This window comes from Alterluteimonas muca, from assembly GCF_021191595.1.
In the GTDB taxonomy this organism is placed as follows: domain Bacteria; phylum Pseudomonadota; class Gammaproteobacteria; order Xanthomonadales; family Xanthomonadaceae; genus Luteimonas; species Luteimonas muca.
Window position 1 is genome coordinate 47,821 of sequence record NZ_JAIWPS010000011.1, and the last position, 15,356, is coordinate 63,176.

Sequence of the window (15,356 nt, forward strand, 5' to 3'; positions counted from 1 at the left end):
AGCCACCGCCGATGGCGGTCACCTACGATGACGACGAGGCGAGCGATCTCGACATCGGGGCCGTCGACGAGCTGTCGGTGCTGGATCTGTCCGATTACCTCGGCACCGCAGCGGATGCCGGGCACACGCCTGCGAGCGATGACCGGTTCGAGACGGAACGTCACGAGGCGGAGCGTCCTGAGTCGGAACGTCTTGAGTCGGAACGTCTTGAGGCTGAGCGTCTGGAAGCCGAGCGCCTCGAGGCTGAGCGCCTTGAAGCCGAACGGCTCGAAGCCGAGCGGCTCGAAGCGGAACGTCTTGAGGCCGAGCGTCTGGAAGCCGAGCGGCTCGAAGCGGAACGTCTTGAGGCCGAGCGTCTCGAGGCCGAGCGGCTCGAAGCCGAGCGGCTCGAAGCTGCGCGCCTCGAAGCCGAACGTCTCGAAGCCAAGCGTCTCGAAGCCGAACGTCTCGAAGCTGAGCGTCTTGAAGCCGAGCGGCTCGAAGCTGAGCGTCTTGAAGCTGAGCGGCTCGAAGCTGAGCGTCTTGAAGCCGAGCGGCTCGAGGCTGAGCGGCTCGAAGCGGAACGTCTTGAGGCCGAGCGGCTCGAAGCCGAACGTCTTGAAGCGGAACGTCTCGAAGCCGAGCGGCTTGAAGCTGCGCGCCTCGAAGCCGACCGTCTCGAAGCCGACCGTCTCGAGGCTGAGCGCCTCGAAGCCGACCGTCTCGAGGCCGGGCAGGTCGAAGCCGAACACACGGAGCTGCGCGACGGGGCGTCGCTCGCCGCGGACCACACCGATGCCGAACGGCTCGAAATCGAGCGCCTTGAAGCCGGTCTGCTCGAAGTCGAGCGGGTCGAGGCCGAGCGTCTTGAATCGGACCGCGTGGAGGCCGAGCGTCTGGAGGCGGAGCGCGAGGCACAGCGCCTCGAAGCCGAGCGCGTGCAGGCAGATCGCCTCGAAGCCGAGCGCCTCGAGATGGAGCGCGTGGACAGCGGGCGCGCCGACGCCGAACGCACTGAAGCCGCGCGCGCGGAAGCCGGACACGTCGAGCACGATCAGCCCGCGTCGGCCGATCAGCCGGCATTGGCCGGGCCAGCCATCGCGCCCGACGCCGATGAGCCAGCCGTCAACAGCAATGTTGCCAATGCCGACGGGGCCGACCCGGACCTGGCACTCGACATGCGCGAGCTCGACGCCGAGCTGCTCGACATCTTCGTCGAGGAAAGCGGCGACCTGCTCGACCATTCCGATGGGCTGCTCGCGCGCCTGCGCGAGGAGCCGGGCGAGCGCGAGCCGGTGGTCGGCCTGCAGCGCAACCTGCACACCATCAAGGGCGGTGCGCGGATGGCCGGGATCATGGCCATCGGCGAACTCGGCCACGCGATGGAGTCGCTGCTGGAATCCGTGGTCGAGCAGCGTTGCGAACTCGGCCGCGATGGCGTGCCGTTGCTCGAACGTGGCTTCGACCGTCTGCATGCGATGGTCAGCCGCATCGGCGAGCGCCGTGCAGTCGCGTTGCCGGAAGGCCTGATCGAGGAATTCGACGCGCGTTCGCGCGGCGAAAGCATCAGCGTCGACGCCACGACCAGCGTGGGCGGGGCCCCGGTGCCGCCGGCAGCGAAGGTCGAGCTTGCGCCGCTGTCGGCGCCGATCGGCGATGAACCGGCATTCGAGGACGACCCGCAGGCGCGCGCGCCGCAGGAACAGGTGCGCATCCGCGCCGACCTGCTCGACCGGCTCGTCAACTACGCGGGCGAAGTGGCGATCTACCGCGCGCGCCTGGAACAGCAGCTGGGCGCGTTCCGCGGTGCGATGGGGGAGATGGAGCAGACCAACATGCGTCTGCGCGACCAGCTCCGCCGTCTCGACATCGAGACCGAGGCGCAGATCATCGCGCGCTTCCAGCGCGAGGGTGACACCGGCGACGCGTCGTTCGATCCGCTGGAACTCGACCGCTTCTCCAACCTGCAGCAGCTGTCGCGTGCGCTGGGTGAATCCGCCGCCGACCTGGCCAGCCTCCAGGGCACGCTCGACGACCTGACCCGCCAGTACGAGACGCTGCTGACCCAGCAGTCGCGGGTCAGCTCCGAACTGCAGGAAGGCCTCATGCGCACGCGCATGGTGCCGTTCGATTCGCTGGTGCCGCGCCTGCGCCGCGTGGTGCGCCAGGCCGCGCAGGAAACCGGCAAGCAGGTGCAGCTCAAGCTCGACGGCGCCCAAGGCGAACTCGACCGCAACGTGCTCGAGCGCATGACCGCGCCGCTGGAACACATGCTGCGCAACGCGGTGGTGCACGGGCTGGAAACGCCCGAACAGCGCCGCAGGGCGCAGAAGGGCGACGAGGGCACGGTGCGCATCGCGGTACGCCGCGAGGGCTCCGAAGTGGTGCTCGAGGTGGCCGACGATGGCCGTGGCCTCGACCGCGGCGCGATCCGTCGCCGCGCCGAGCAGCGGGGCCTGGTGCGGCCGGATGCGGTCCTGGCCAACAGCGCGCTCGACGCGATGATTTTCGAGCCGGGCTTTTCCACGGCCGACGAGGTCAGTCGCCTGGCCGGCCGCGGTGTCGGCATGGACGTGGTCGCAAGCGAAGTCCGCCAGCTAGGCGGCAGCCTCGACATCGCCACCCGCAAGCACGAGGGCACCACGTTCACGCTGCGCCTGCCACAGACGCTCGCGGTCACCCAGTCGGTGTTCGTGCGCATCGGCGAGACCAGCTTCGCGGTGCCGATCGCTTCGGTGCGTGGCGTGGGCCGCATCAGCCGGGAGGACCTGGCCGCACCGGGTGCCGTGTACAACTACGGCGGCGACGAGTACGCGCTGCACGACCTCGGCCAGCTGGTCGGCCAGCCGCGCGCGCGCGCGGAGGGCCAGTTGCAGGTACCGCTGCTGCTGGTGGGCGCGGGCGAGCTGCGCGCGGCCGTCGCGGTCGACCAGATCATCGGCAACCGCGAGATCGTGGTGAAGCCGGTCGGCCCGCAGGTCGCGTCGGTACCGGGCATCTTCGGCGCCACGATCATGGGCGACGGCAGCGTGCGCGTGATCCTCGACGTCGCGCCGCTGGTGCGCCGCCAGGCCGCGCTGCCGCGCGAGGCCGAGCCGGCGCCGGTGCCGGAGCGCCGCCAGGTGCCGCTGGTGATGGTGGTCGACGATTCGGTGACGATGCGCAAGGTCACCGGTCGCGTGCTGGAACGCCACAACTTCGAGGTGGTGACCGCGAAGGACGGCATCGACGCGCTGGAACGCCTCGACGAGCGCGTGCCCGACCTGATGCTGCTCGACATCGAGATGCCGCGCATGGACGGCTACGAGCTCGCGACCCAGATGAAGGCCGATGGGCGCCTGCGCTCGGTGCCGATCGTGATGATCACCTCGCGTACCGGCGAAAAACATCGCCAGCGCGCCTTCGAGATCGGCGTGGAGCGCTACCTCGGCAAGCCCTACCAGGAGAACGAGCTGATGCGCAACGTCTACGAGCTGCTCGGGATGGAGCGCGCCGGTGTCTGAAACCCAGCCCCGCGTGATCGTCCTGGCGCGGCCGGGCGAGGCCTGCGAACGCCTGCAGGGCGCCGTGCGTGATGCCGGCGCGGACCTGCTCGGCAGCTTCGATCCGCTGGCCACCACCCTGGACGCCGTCACCGGCCTCGGCGTGCAGGCGGTGGTGGTCGCGCTGGAGCCGGCGCTGGAGGACGCGCTCGACGGGTTCCAGCCGCTGCTGGCGGATCCCGCGATCACGGTGGTGTTCGAGGAGGCCGAACTGGCGACCCAGCGCAGCGGCTGGGACGCGGCACGCTGGGTCCGCCATCTCGCCGCCAAGCTGCACCGCCACGACGACGTGCTGCCGCCGGGCGCCGGGCAGGACACCACGCTGACGCTCGATGACACCCCGATCGCCTTCGATGACGGCTACCGCGACGTCTCCAGCAGCGATATCGACCGCGTCGCCGAGGAAATGCGCGAGCATGCCGGCGACGTGCCGCGCGACGAACTCGCCTCGCTCGATGCCGATGTACCCGGGGACGTGGTGCCGGATGCGGACGGGCCGGGCGTCGCCGCTGCGGATGGGCTCGACGGAGTCGCGCAGGATGGCCTGACGCTCGAGGACGTGGCCCTCGAGACCGCCGACGCGGGTGATCGCGACGATGGCTTCGGCGAACTGACCCTCGAGGACGTGAGCCTCGATGAGCTGGTGCTCGACGACGACAGCGGCTTCGGGGGTGCGCGTACCGGCCATGGCGCGGAACGCACCTACCTCGAGCCGGTGGATCTCACCTGGGATGCGCAGCCGGACACCGCGGAAGACGGGGTGGCGCCTGCGGAGTCCCCGGCGCAGCCATCCATGCCTGACGCCGGTGGGCTTTCGCTGGTGGAGCCGGATGCGACCGTCGACGCGCCGGCCGTAGCGCCGGTGGCGGACGCGCTCGTCGATCTCGACAGCCGCATCGGTGGCCTGTCGCTGGTCGATGTCGACAGCTACGGCTTCGGTGAGCTGCAGGGCGCCGTGCTGGTCGAAGGCGGGCTCGGTGGCCCGGACCCCGTGCGCCAGCTGCTGGCGGCCTTGCCGGAAAACTTCCCGCGCGCGGTGCTGGTGAGGCTGCGGCTGGACGGCGACCGCTACGACCGTCTCGTGCGGCAGATGGCGCGCGCGACCACGCTGCCGGTGGCGCTGGCCGAGGACGGGGCGTCGGTGGAGCGCGGAACCGTGTACTTCCTGCCGCCGGCGCTGGGCGTGGCAGCCGATCGTGGGCGGCTGCGTTTCACCGCGGCCGATGGCGGCGCCATGCAGCTTCCGGATGCATTGCCGGCCAACGACAGCGCGGTGGTCTTCCTCAGCGGCGCGGACGCGGCGCTGGTGGACCATGCGATGGGTGGCGCCTGGGCAGGCGCGCTGGTCGTGGCGCAGTCGCTCGACGGCTGCTACGACGCCGCCGCGTCGGCACGCGTGGCCGAACATGGCGGCGCGCTTGCCGCTCCGGCCGCACTGGCGGCCCTGCTCGTGGACCGCTGGGCCCCCGGCGTTGCGGCAAGCGGCATCGAACTCGAGGCTTCCGATGAATGACGTTCCAGCCGGTGGCACGCCCCGCGACATCCGCGGCGTGCTGATCCAGATCGACGGCGCGCGGCTGCTGCTGCCCAACACCACGATCTCCGAAGTGCTGTCCTATGCCGATCCGGAGCCGGTGGACGGGGCGCCGGCATGGCTGCTCGGGCGCACCCGCTGGCGCGGCTGGGAAGTGCCGCTGGTGGCGTTCTCGCGCGCCGCGGGCATCAGTGACAGCGAACACGGCGATCTCGGCAGCAAGGTCGCGGTGCTCAAGAACCTTCGCGCCGGCGACCGCTTTCCCTACTTCGCACTGCTGACCCAGGGCTTCCCGCGCCTGGTCAATGTCTCCGCCGACGGCCTGCTGGTGGAGGCCGGCGAGGGCGGATTGCCGACCGCGGTGCATGCGCGGGTACGGTTGAACGAGGACGAGGCGCTGATCCCGGACCTGGAGGCGATGGCCGCGCTGATCGACGAGGCGCTGGGCGCCACCGCCTGAGTCCCCGGCTCAGCCGAGATCGCCGAAGCGCGCCTGCAGCGCGGCGATCGCGGCAAGCCCGGCGGTCTCGGTGCGCAGCACGCGGGGGCCGAGACGGATGCCGCTGAAACCCGCGGTTTCCAGCACGCTGCGGTCGCGCGCGGACCAGCCACCCTCCGGCCCGACAGCCAGCACGATCCGCCGGTCCGCAGGCTCGCCCAGCGACTGCGTATTGGCATCCGCGAACGGATCCAGCAACAGCCGCCGCCCGCCGGGCGGCAGCGCCTGGAGTGCTTCCGACAGCGGCGCGGCTGCCGCCACCGCCGGCACCCGCGCACGGCCACTCTGCTCGCAGGCGGCCACCACCACGCTGGTCCAGTGCGCGAGCCGCTTCTGCGCGCGTTCGCCGTCGAGCTTCACCTCGCTGCGGTCGCTCTGCACGGGGACCACGGCGTCGATGCCGAGCTCGGTGGCCTTCTGCAGGATCAGGTCCATCTTCTCGCCGCGGGCGACGCCCTGCACCAGGGTGATCCGCAGCGGCGACTCGTTGTCCACCGCGCGGCGGTCGACCACCTGGGCCTCGCCACCACGCTTGCCGGCGGCGACGATGCGCGCGTCGTAGTCATGGCCATCGCCGTTGAACAGCACGCAGGCATCGCCCTCGCGCAGGCGCAGCACGCGGAGCAGATGCGCGGCGGCGGTCTCCGGCAGCGTGATCCTCGCGCCGGGCGTGAGTGGCAGGTCGACGTGGGCGCGGGTCAGTCGCATGGGGGACTGGTCACGGATGGACGCGGATGGGCGCGGATGAGGGAGGTCACGGGACGTCGGTCAGCGTCGCACGCGCGCTGCCCGTGCAGCATGTCGATCCGCTCCCGATCCGTGGCCATCGTGTGGACCCCTGGCATGAAACTACGCAGCCTCACGCCGTTGCCGCCTCGATCGCCGAGCGGGTGACGTCGGCCAGCAGTTCCAGCTGGTCGTCGTCGATGCAGTAGGGCGGCATCCAGTAGAGGATGTCGCCCAGCGGGCGCAGCAGCACGCCGCGCTCGAGCGCATGCGTGTAGGCCTGCAGGCCGATACGGCGGGTGGGGTCGAAGGGTGTGTTCCTGCGGCCGCCCTCGCTCAGTTCGAAGGCGACGATCAGGCCGGCCTGGCGCACATCGGCCACGTGCGGATGTGCCGCCAGAGGTGCGGCAAGCTCGGCCATGCGCGCCGCGGTCCGGCGGTTGCGCGCAAGCACGTCGTCGGAGTCGAAGATGTCGAGCGTGGCCAGCGCCGCCGCACAGGCCAGCGGGTTGCCGGTATAGCTGTGCGAGTGCAGGAAGGCGCGCTCGCGCGAGTCGTCGAGGAAGCCGTCGTAGATCGCCTGCGTGGCGAGCACCGCGGCCAGCGGCAGGAAGCCGCCGGTCAGCCCCTTCGACAGGCACATCAGGTCGGGCATCACGCCGGCCTGTTCGCAGGCGAACATGGTGCCGGTGCGGCCGAAGCCCACCGCGATCTCGTCGGCGATCAGGAACACGCCGTGCACGTCGCACAGCTCGCGCGCGCGCTTGAGATACACCGGGTCGTGCATGCGCATGCCGCCGGCGCACTGCACCCGCGGCTCCAGCACCAGCGCGCAGATTTCGCCGGCATGGTCGTCGAGGATGCGTGCCAGCGCGTCGGCGGCGTCCTCGGCATGGTCGGCGGCCGAGCGGCCTTCGGCGGCGAGATACGCATCCGGTGACGGCGCGAACACCGCTTCCATCAGCAGCGGTGCATAGACGCGCCGGTACAGCGGGATGTCGCCGACCGACAGCGCGCCGACGGTCTCGCCGTGGTAGCCGTTTTCCAGCGCCACGAACTTCGTGCGCCGTGGTTCGTCGCCGCGGTTGGCGAACCACTGGAACGCCATCTTCAGCGCGACCTCGACCCCGGCCGAGCCGTTGTCGGCGTAGAACACCTTCGACAGCGGGGCGCGTCCGGCCTGTCGCGGCGCCAGCGCCAGCAGGCGTTCGGCGAGTTCCACCGCCGGCATGTGCGAACAACCGGCAAGGATCACCTGCTCGAGCGTATGCGCCTGCCGCGCGATCGCCCCGGCGATGCGCGGCTCGGCATGGCCGAACAGGTTCACCCACCAGCTCGACACCGCATCGAGGGTGCGCCGCCCGTCCGGCCCGACCAGCCACGCGCCGTCGCCGCGCGCGACCGGCAACAGCGGCAGGGTATCGGGGTGCTCGCGCATCTGCGTGCACGGATGCCACAGCACGGCGAGGTCGCGGGAACGCCAGGCGTCGGCCTCGGCTAGAATGGCGGGATCGTGATGCTTCGTGGACATGCCCGCATTATCGCCTTCCCGCCCGCCGGATGCCGTCGATGACGCGCCGCCTGCCGGTCATCCATGACATCACCGAGCATGACGCAGGCCCCTACCGGCTCGAGCGCCTCGACCTCGAGTTCTCCAATGGCGAACGCCGCCACTACGAACGGCTGCACGGCCGCGGCCATGGCGCGGTGGCGGTGGTGCCGATGCTCGACGACGACACCGTGCTGCTGGTGCGCGAATACGCCGCCGGCCTGCACCGCTACGAGCTCGGCCTGGTGAAGGGCCGCATCGATGCCGGCGAGACGCCGCTGGAGGCTGCCGACCGCGAGCTCAAGGAGGAAGCCGGTTACGGCGCGCGTCGCCTCGAAGTGCTGCGCACGCTCACACTGGCGCCCACCTACATGAGCCACCAGACCCACGTGGTGCTCGCGCGTGACCTCTATCCCGAGCGCCTGCCGGGGGACGAGCCGGAAGAACTCGACGTGGTGCCGTGGAAACTCGACGCGCTCGACGAACTGGTGGTGCGCGAGGACTGTTCGGAAGGCCGCTCCATCGCCGCGCTGTTCATCGCCCGCGAGCACCTGCGCCGCCATGCACGTGGATGAGACGCTGCGCGAGGGCGTGATCGCGATCGCGCACGAGGCCGCCGCCGCCATCCTCGCGGTCTATGCCGGGGCCTTCGAGGTCGAGCACAAGGCCGACGCTTCGCCGGTGACCGCCGCCGACCTGGCCGCCCACCACCGCATCGTCGATGGACTGCGGGCGCTGACGCCCGACGTGCCGGTGCTGTCGGAGGAGTGCGCCGACCAGGCGTCGACCGCGCAGCGCCATGGCTGGTCGCGTTACTGGCTGGTGGATCCGCTCGACGGTACCCGCGAGTTCGTCAAGCGCAATGGCGAGTTCACCGTCAACATCGCGCTCATCGAGCACGGCGTCGCCACCTTCGGTGTGATCCAGCAACCGGTGACGGGGGCGCTCTGGTTCGGCGCGCCCGGGCACGGGGCCTGGCTGCGGGAGGGGCGCAGCGAGCGCGTGATCGCCGTGCGCCGGCCTGCCCTTGCCCCGCTGCGCGTGGCCGCAAGCCGCTCGCACCGCGACGGGCGCACCAGCGCGCTGATGGCGCGCATCGGCAGGACCGAGGCCATCGGGCTGGGGTCTTCGCTGAAGTTCTGCCGACTTGCCGAAGGGCGCATGGATGTCTATCCGCGCTTCGGCCCCACAAGCGAGTGGGACACCGCGGCCGGGCAGGCGATCCTCGAGGGTGCGGGCGGCCTGGTCGTGGATCCGCAGGGCAGGCCGTTCCGCTACAACCAGCGCGACACCCTGCTCAATGGCGATTTCATCGCGTTGGGCGATCCCGAACTGCCATGGCGATCGTGGGTACCCGGGACGCCCAGGTGACCGGACGGCGCGACATCGGTGAACTCATCGACATCATGGCGCGGCTGCGCGATCCCGGGAGCGGCTGCCCGTGGGATCTCGCGCAGGACTTCGCCAGCATTGCGCCCTACACGATCGAGGAGGCCTACGAGGTGGCCGACGCGATCGCGCGCGCGGACATGCCCGCGCTCAGGGATGAACTCGGCGACCTGCTGCTGCAGGTGGTGTTCCATGCGCGCATGGCCGAAGAGGCCGGCGACTTCGCGTTCGCGGACGTGGTGGGCGCGATCTGCGACAAGATGGTGCGCCGCCATCCGCATGTGTTCGGCGATGCCGATCGCGACGACGCCGACGCCGTGGCGCGCAGCTGGGAGGCCATCAAGCGCGAGGAGCGTGCGGGCAGGGGCGAGCACGACGACTCCGCGCTCGCAGGCATCTCCGGCGGGCTGCCGGAATGGGTGCGCGCATCCAAGCTGCAGCAGCGCGCGGCGCGCACCGGCTTCGACTGGCCCGGTCCCGCGCCGGTGATCGCCAAGCTGCGCGAGGAACTCGACGAGGTCGAGGCGGAATTCGCCGCGGTCGCCGCCGATGATCATGACCCGGCGGCGCAGGCGCGGCTGGAGGCGGAACTCGGCGACGTGCTGTTCGTGGCCGCGAACCTTGCGCGGCATGCCCGCGTCGATGTCGGCCGCGCGTTGCGCGGGGCGAACCTGAAGTTCGAACGGCGGTTCCGCGCGATGGAAGCGATCGCGGCCGGTGAGGGTCGGCCACTGGAGCAGCGCACCCTCGATGAACAGGAAGTGCTGTGGGCAAGGGTCAAGGCCGGGGAAGCACCGGACGCGGGTTGACCCCGGCGACGCCCGGCCACACATGCGTCGCGAGGTCGGCGTGCGGGCTATCGCGTAATCCGTTGTGGCGCGCCGGGCGGGTGGGCATCATCGCGGCACGACCTTCGTGACGGAGACGCGCCATGTCCCGCTTCGCCAGTTTCCGCGAGTTCTACCCGTTCTATCTCGGCGAGCACGCGCATCCGGTCTCGCGGCGCCTGCATTTCGTCGGCAGCTTCGGCGTGCTCGTGTTGCTGGCGATTGCCGCCTGGCAGCGCAACGGGTGGTGGTTGCTGGCCGCGCTGGTCTGCGGTTACGGCTTCGCCTGGGTCGGGCACTTCTTCTTCGAGAAGAACCGGCCCGCCACCTTCCGGCATCCGCTGTATTCGTTCGTCGGTGACTGGGTGATGTTCAAGGACATCCTGATCGGCCGCATCCGCTTCTGATGCCGCACCTCAGGTCTCGAGGAAGATCAGCCACGCCGCCACCGCGATCAGCGCGAAGCCGGCCCAGTGGTTCCACTTCAGCGGCTGGCCGAGATACCAGCTCGAGAACCACGCGAACACCAGCAGGGTGATGACCTCCTGCATGCCCTTGAGCTGGGGCGCCGAATACACCGCGTAGCCGATGCGGTTGGCCGGCACCATCAGCGCGTACTCGAAGAAGGCGATGCCCCAGCTGGCGACGATCGCCAGCAGCAGCGGTGCCGAGCGGTATTTCAGGTGGCCGTACCAGGCGAACGTCATGAACACGTTCGAGGCCAGCAGCATCAGGATCGGGGCGACGCGTTCGAAGCCGGGCATGGGATCGGGGTGGCAGGTGGAGGCGCATCAGCTTACGTCCGCGGCTGGCGCTCTTCACGGGGCCTGCACCGGGGAATCGGGTAGTTTCACAAACCTGAAGCATCCCCCTGAAATCCTTTTGGAGTCCTGTTCATGCGTGCAAGCCAAGAGCCGGGCGGTCTGGTCCTGATCGTCGAAGACAATCGCAACATCTCGGAGATGATCGGCGAATATCTCGAAGGCAAGGGCTTCGAGGTCGATTACGCGTCCGATGGTCTGGACGGCTACCGGCTGGCCTCGGAGAACAGCTACGACGTCATCGTGCTGGACCTGATGCTGCCGCGCCTGGACGGCATCGAAGTCTGCAAGCGGCTGCGCGAGGAAGCGCGCAAGTCCACGCCGGTGCTGATGCTGACCGCCCGCGACACCCTCGATGAAAAGCTCACCGGCCTCGGGTCGGGTGCCGACGACTACCTCACCAAGCCATTCGCGATCCAGGAACTGGAAGCGCGCCTGCGTGCACTGATCCGCCGCGAGCGTCGTGAGGTCGGTTCGGAAGTGCTCAAGGTCGCGGACCTCGTGCTCGACCCGGCCAGCCTGCGTGCCACCCGTGCCGGCCAGGAACTGCAGCTGTCGCCGATCGGCCTGAAGCTGCTGACGATCCTGATGCGCGAGTCGCCGCGCGTGGTCAGCCGGCAGGAGATCGAGCGCGAGATCTGGGGCAACAGCCTGCCGGATTCCGATACCCTGCGCAGCCACCTCTACAATCTGCGCAAGACCATCGACAAGCCGTTCGACAAGCCGTTGCTGCACACCGTCCAGAGCGCTGGGTACCGGATCGCGGACATCGAGCAGTCTCCGGCCTGAGGCCGGCCGTAGCATCCGATGCCCCAGGGAATCCCCAGGAAAGTCCGCGTTGCGTTCATGATCCAGGCTGCCCTCGGCAGCCTGGTCATCGTTCTGGGCGTCACCATCGCGTTCTCCACCGTGTTGCGGGTACTCGTCGATGCGCGCCTGCGTGCGCAGGCCGACGAATACTGGTCGCTCATCGAGCGGGATCCGGCCAACCCGGTGCTGCCCGAGACCGACCTCGTGCACGGCTACTTCCTGCGCCGCGGTGCCGCGGACCGGTTGCCGCCGACGTTGCGCCGGCTGTCCGCAGGCCACCATTACCTGGCGAGCGAAGGCCGCGACGTGCTCGTCGAAGGGCGCGACGTGGGCGTGCTCGTCCTGAGCATGGATCTCACCCACGCGCGCCGCACGCTGTGGATGATGGGCGCACTGCTGATGCTGGGCGGCATCGCCGCGATCCACCTGTTCAGCTGGTTCACCTACCGCACCACGCGCAGGCTGGTGGCCCCGGTGAGCTGGCTGGCCGAGGAGGTCTCGCGCTGGGATCCGGATGCCGCCGACCCGGGCAGCCTGATTCCCGAGCGCATTCCCGGCGAGGTCGGGCGCGAGGTCGACCAGCTCAGCAATGCGCTGACCACGCTGTCGGCGCGGGTGCAGGCGTTCGTGCAGCGCGAGCGCGACTTCACCCGCGATGCCAGCCACGAGCTGCGCACGCCGCTGACGGTCATCCGCGTCGCCAGCGACATGCTGCTGGCCGACGACGCGATCCCGCAACGCTCGCACCGCTCGCTGCAGCGCATCCACCGCGCCACCCGGGACATGGAGGCCGTGATCGACGCCTTCCTGATCCTTGCACGCGAGGACGACATCGCCGTGCAGGGCGAGGACTTCGATGTCCATGACGTGGTCATGGAAGAAGTCGAGAAGGTGCAGCCGCTGCTGCAGGGCAAGCCGGTGGAGCTGCGCGTCACCGGCCACACGCGCCCGCGGCTGGATGCGCCACCGCGCGTGCTCGGGGTGATGCTGGGCAACCTGCTCAGCAATGCCTGCATCTTCACCGAGGAAGGATCGATCGAGGTCGAAGTGCTCGACGACCGGGTGCTGGTGCGCGATACCGGCATCGGCATGTCGCCCGAGGTGCTCCAGCGCGTCTACGACCCGTTCTACCGTGCCGACCCGTTCCGCTCGGGCAAGGGCATGGGCCTGTCGATCGTGCGCCGGCTGGGCGAGCGCTTCGGCTGGCCGGTGAGCCTGGAAAGCCAGCCCGGACAGGGCACCACGGCCACCATCCGCTACGGGTGAGCCGTCGGCGGCGCCGGCGCGCGCCGCTTCCGCGGTTGCGACTCGGTTGCAACCGTGGCGGCAGCAGCGATCGCTCTGGCGTCGCGCGCGTCGCCCTGTCAACGTGCGCGACCCGCGCGCGTTCTCCTCTCCGATCTCCATCATTTTGCAGCCATGAGCCCAGCCAAGCCGTCTTCCCGCGCCACCTCCCCGCGTGGCCGTGCCCCGCGCTTCCTCAAGCCCGCGATCGCGGTGCTCGCGCTGGCGCTGGTCGCCGGTGGCGTCTGGTGGTGGCAGGGCAGCCGTGCATCGACGGGCGAAGGGCAGTGGCGCACCGTGCCGGTGGAGCGCGGCGACATCCGGGTGGCGATCTCCGCCACCGGCACGCTGAGCGCGACCAGCACGGTCATCGTGGGTTCGCAGATCTCCGGCCAGGTCACCGATGTGCTGGTGGACTTCAACGACACCGTCGAGGCCGGACAGGTGATCGCGCGCATCGATCCGAGCACCTACCAGGCGCAGATCGACCAGGGAAACGCCCAGGTGTCGAGCGCACGTGCATCGCTGGCGCAGGCGGAAGCGGCGCTGCGCAACGCCGAGCTCGACTACCGGCGCAAGTCCGACCTCGGCGACACCCAGCTGGTCGCACGCGCCGATGTGGACCTGTCGCGTACCGCGCTTGACCAGGCGCGCGCCCAGCGTGATGCGGCGCGTGCGCAGATCGCCCAGCAGACCGCGTCCACCCGCACCAGCCAGGTCAACCTCGAGCGCACCGTGATCCGCTCACCGGTCGACGGCGTGGTGCTGGTCCGCAATATCGAGCCCGGCCAGACCGTGGCCGCCAGCCTGCAGGCACCGGAGCTGTTCACCATCGCCGAGGATCTGTCGAAGATGCAGATCGAGCTCGAGGTCGACGAGGCCGACATCGGCCAGGTCGAGGTCGGACAGGGCGTGAGCTTCAGCGTCGATGCGTTCCCGGATCGCCAGTTCCGTGGCGAGGTCGCGCAGGTGCGGCTGTCGGCGACCAACACCAACAACGTGATCACCTACCCGGTGGTGGTCAGCGTCGACAACAGCGACCGCACCCTGCTGCCGGGGCTGACGGTCAATGCCGAGATCGAGGTCAGCCGCCGCGATGGCGTGCTCAAGGTCTCCAACGCCGCGCTGCGCTACAAGCCCAGCGATGCGCAGCTGGCCGCGTCGCAGGGCTCTGGCCCGCGCGGCGGCGGAGGCAGTGGCGTTGCCGACGACCTCGCCCGGGCCGCGCAGGAGCTGGAGCTCACCGCGCAGCAGCAGTCGGCGTTCGACGAGGCACTCGCGGCGATCCGCGAACGCATGGCCGCGCGCCAGGCGGCCGCGCCGGCGCAGGGCGCGGGCGGCGGCATGTTCGGCGGGCCCGGCATGCGCGTGGTTTCGTCCGGGGGCGGCGACATGGCCGCGCAGATCCGCCAGCGCATGATGCAGCGTTACCAGCAGGACTTCGCGTCGTTCCGCGCCACCCTCGACGACAACCAGCGTGCGCGCTGGGATCGCGCACTCAATGCCATCGTCGGTGCCCGCCGCGCACCGCTGTACCGGCTGGTCGACGGCCAGCCGCGCGCGGTGATGGTGCGCGTGGGGGCGAGCGACGGCAGCGCCACCGAGATCGCCGGCGACCTCGCCGAAGGCGACCTGGTCATCACCGGCGAGCGCGCGGCACCATGAATGCAGCGGTCCCGGTGATCGAGACCCGCGGCCTGGGCAAGGTCTATTCGCCCGGCACCGAAGCCGAGGTGATCGCGCTGGCCGGCGTCGACCTGCGCATCATGCATGGCGATTTCGTCGCGATCATGGGGCCGTCGGGTTCGGGCAAGTCGACACTGATGAACCTCATCGGCTGCCTGGATACGCCATCCGGCGGGCAGTACCTGTGCGACGGCATCGACGTCGCCACGCTCGATGCCGAAGCGCTGGCCGAACTGCGCCGCGACAAGATCGGCTTCGTCTTCCAGGGCTTCCACCTGCTTCCTCGGATGACCGCGCTGGAGAACGTGGCAATGCCGCTGGGCTATGCGCGGGTGCCGCCGGCCGAGCGCGTGGAGCGCGCGCAGGCGGCGCTGGAATCGGTGGGGCTGGGCGCCCGTTCCGGGCATCGGCCCAACGAACTCTCCGGTGGCCAGCAGCAGCGCGTGGCGATCGCCCGCGCGCTGATCAACCAGCCGCCGGTGCTGCTTGCCGACGAACCCACGGGCGCGCTGGATTCGAAGACCGGCGAGGAGATCCTGGCGCTGTTCAAGCGCCTGCGCGACGACGGCCATACGGTGGTGCTGATCACCCATGACGCCGAGGTGGCCGCGCACGCCGACCGCACCTTCGTCATGCGCGACGGCGAGCTGCACGAGGAAGCGCGATGAACTTCTCCGACATCCTGCGCACCGCCATCCACGCGCTGCGTG

Annotated in this window: 14 protein-coding genes and 1 pseudogene; 11 read left to right on the plus strand and 4 right to left on the minus strand. The window is 70.1% G+C overall.

The genetic code is table 11. From position 1 onward, the window contains the following. Positions 1-18: 18 nt before the first annotated feature. Positions 19-417: pseudogene (locus LDO11_RS16025) on the minus strand (hypothetical protein); the annotation flags it as partial. On the opposite strand from LDO11_RS16025, the gene LDO11_RS15955 reads away from it, so the two are divergent. Genes LDO11_RS15955 through LDO11_RS12570 form a run of 3 tightly spaced genes read left to right on the plus strand, consistent with a single transcriptional unit; the run spans position 312 to position 5,515 of the window. After that, positions 312-3,482, plus strand: a complete 3,171-nt coding sequence (locus tag LDO11_RS15955; protein ID WP_494337145.1) for a response regulator — start codon at positions 312-314, stop codon at positions 3,480-3,482. The pseudogene LDO11_RS16025 and the gene LDO11_RS15955 sit on opposite strands and share 106 nt — an antisense overlap. Further along, a complete protein-coding gene (locus tag LDO11_RS15865) occupies positions 3,475-5,034 on the plus strand; it encodes a chemotaxis protein CheB (RefSeq protein ID WP_232141847.1) in 1,560 nt (519 codons plus the stop codon). Before LDO11_RS15955 ends, LDO11_RS15865 begins: the two co-directional genes overlap by 8 nt. Next, positions 5,027-5,515, plus strand: a complete 489-nt coding sequence (locus tag LDO11_RS12570; RefSeq protein ID WP_232141848.1) for a chemotaxis protein CheW — start codon at positions 5,027-5,029, stop codon at positions 5,513-5,515. The genes LDO11_RS15865 and LDO11_RS12570 overlap by 8 nt, the downstream gene beginning before the upstream one ends. Positions 5,516-5,524: 9 nt before the next feature. On the opposite strand, the gene LDO11_RS12575 is transcribed toward LDO11_RS12570, so the two are convergent. Together LDO11_RS12575 and bioA are read right to left on the minus strand one after the other, a co-directional pair. After that, positions 5,525-6,262, minus strand: coding sequence for a 16S rRNA (uracil(1498)-N(3))-methyltransferase (locus tag LDO11_RS12575; protein WP_232141849.1), 738 nt, complete (start codon positions 6,260-6,262; stop codon positions 5,525-5,527). Between the two features lie 151 nt (positions 6,263-6,413). Then, complete coding sequence (bioA, locus tag LDO11_RS12580) at positions 6,414-7,811, minus strand: adenosylmethionine--8-amino-7-oxononanoate transaminase (protein ID WP_232141850.1); 1,398 nt, start codon at positions 7,809-7,811, stop codon at positions 6,414-6,416. 38 nt (positions 7,812-7,849) lie between these two features. Between bioA and nudE the strand changes: the two genes are divergently transcribed. The 4 genes from nudE to LDO11_RS12600 all read left to right on the plus strand — a co-directional run bounded on the left by nudE (position 7,850) and on the right by LDO11_RS12600 (position 10,452). Next, positions 7,850-8,404 carry an ADP compounds hydrolase NudE gene (gene nudE / locus LDO11_RS12585; RefSeq protein ID WP_232141851.1) on the plus strand — a complete coding sequence of 185 codons (555 nt, stop codon included), beginning with the start codon at positions 7,850-7,852 and terminating at the stop codon, positions 8,402-8,404. Then, positions 8,391-9,200: a 3'(2'),5'-bisphosphate nucleotidase CysQ gene (gene cysQ, locus LDO11_RS12590; protein ID WP_232141852.1), complete on the plus strand. Its 810-nt coding sequence runs from the start codon at positions 8,391-8,393 to the stop codon at positions 9,198-9,200. The genes nudE and cysQ overlap by 14 nt, the downstream gene beginning before the upstream one ends. Beyond that, on the plus strand, positions 9,167-10,027 hold the full coding sequence (gene mazG / locus LDO11_RS12595) for a nucleoside triphosphate pyrophosphohydrolase (RefSeq protein WP_255683466.1): 861 nt from the start codon (positions 9,167-9,169) through the stop codon (positions 10,025-10,027). Before cysQ ends, mazG begins: the two co-directional genes overlap by 34 nt. Before the next feature lie 122 nt (positions 10,028-10,149). Further along, positions 10,150-10,452 carry an Mpo1-like protein gene (locus tag LDO11_RS12600; RefSeq protein WP_232141853.1) on the plus strand — a complete coding sequence of 101 codons (303 nt, stop codon included), beginning with the start codon at positions 10,150-10,152 and terminating at the stop codon, positions 10,450-10,452. A 9-nt stretch (positions 10,453-10,461) separates the two neighbouring features. On the opposite strand, the gene LDO11_RS12605 is transcribed toward LDO11_RS12600, so the two are convergent. Beyond that, positions 10,462-10,809, minus strand: coding sequence for a DMT family protein (locus LDO11_RS12605; RefSeq protein WP_232141854.1), 348 nt, complete (start codon positions 10,807-10,809; stop codon positions 10,462-10,464). 132 nt (positions 10,810-10,941) lie between these two features. On the opposite strand from LDO11_RS12605, the gene LDO11_RS12610 reads away from it, so the two are divergent. From LDO11_RS12610 to LDO11_RS12625, 4 genes are all read left to right on the plus strand, one after another. After that, positions 10,942-11,655 carry a response regulator transcription factor gene (locus tag LDO11_RS12610; RefSeq protein WP_232141855.1) on the plus strand — a complete coding sequence of 238 codons (714 nt, stop codon included), beginning with the start codon at positions 10,942-10,944 and terminating at the stop codon, positions 11,653-11,655. Positions 11,656-11,673: 18 nt separating this feature from the next. Then, positions 11,674-12,942, plus strand: a complete 1,269-nt coding sequence (locus LDO11_RS12615) for a sensor histidine kinase (RefSeq protein WP_232141856.1) — start codon at positions 11,674-11,676, stop codon at positions 12,940-12,942. A 153-nt stretch (positions 12,943-13,095) separates the two neighbouring features. Then, a complete protein-coding gene (locus tag LDO11_RS12620) occupies positions 13,096-14,625 on the plus strand; it encodes an efflux RND transporter periplasmic adaptor subunit (protein WP_232141857.1) in 1,530 nt (509 codons plus the stop codon). Then, positions 14,622-15,314, plus strand: coding sequence for an ABC transporter ATP-binding protein (locus LDO11_RS12625; protein WP_232141858.1), 693 nt, complete (start codon positions 14,622-14,624; stop codon positions 15,312-15,314). The genes LDO11_RS12620 and LDO11_RS12625 overlap by 4 nt, the downstream gene beginning before the upstream one ends. The last annotated feature ends 42 nt before the right edge of the window (positions 15,315-15,356 follow it).

Bases quoted from the DNA above. Each gene is read 5' to 3' on its own strand.
- LDO11_RS12570 (WP_232141848.1), top strand. From the start codon at position 5,027: ATGAATGACGTTCCAGCCGGTGGCACGCCCCGCGACATCCGCGGCGTG.
- LDO11_RS12575 (WP_232141849.1), bottom strand. From the start codon at position 6,262: ATGCGACTGACCCGCGCCCACGTCGACCTGCCACTCACGCCCGGCGCG.
- bioA (WP_232141850.1), bottom strand. From the start codon at position 7,811: ATGTCCACGAAGCATCACGATCCCGCCATTCTAGCCGAGGCCGACGCC.
- nudE (WP_232141851.1), top strand. From the start codon at position 7,850: ATGACGCGCCGCCTGCCGGTCATCCATGACATCACCGAGCATGACGCA.
- cysQ (WP_232141852.1), top strand. From the start codon at position 8,391: ATGCACGTGGATGAGACGCTGCGCGAGGGCGTGATCGCGATCGCGCAC.
- mazG (WP_255683466.1), top strand. From the start codon at position 9,167: ATGGCGATCGTGGGTACCCGGGACGCCCAGGTGACCGGACGGCGCGAC.
- LDO11_RS12600 (WP_232141853.1), top strand. From the start codon at position 10,150: ATGTCCCGCTTCGCCAGTTTCCGCGAGTTCTACCCGTTCTATCTCGGC.
- LDO11_RS12605 (WP_232141854.1), bottom strand. From the start codon at position 10,809: ATGCCCGGCTTCGAACGCGTCGCCCCGATCCTGATGCTGCTGGCCTCG.
- LDO11_RS12610 (WP_232141855.1), top strand. From the start codon at position 10,942: ATGCGTGCAAGCCAAGAGCCGGGCGGTCTGGTCCTGATCGTCGAAGAC.
- LDO11_RS12615 (WP_232141856.1), top strand. From the start codon at position 11,674: ATGCCCCAGGGAATCCCCAGGAAAGTCCGCGTTGCGTTCATGATCCAG.
- LDO11_RS12620 (WP_232141857.1), top strand. From the start codon at position 13,096: ATGAGCCCAGCCAAGCCGTCTTCCCGCGCCACCTCCCCGCGTGGCCGT.
- LDO11_RS12625 (WP_232141858.1), top strand. From the start codon at position 14,622: ATGAATGCAGCGGTCCCGGTGATCGAGACCCGCGGCCTGGGCAAGGTC.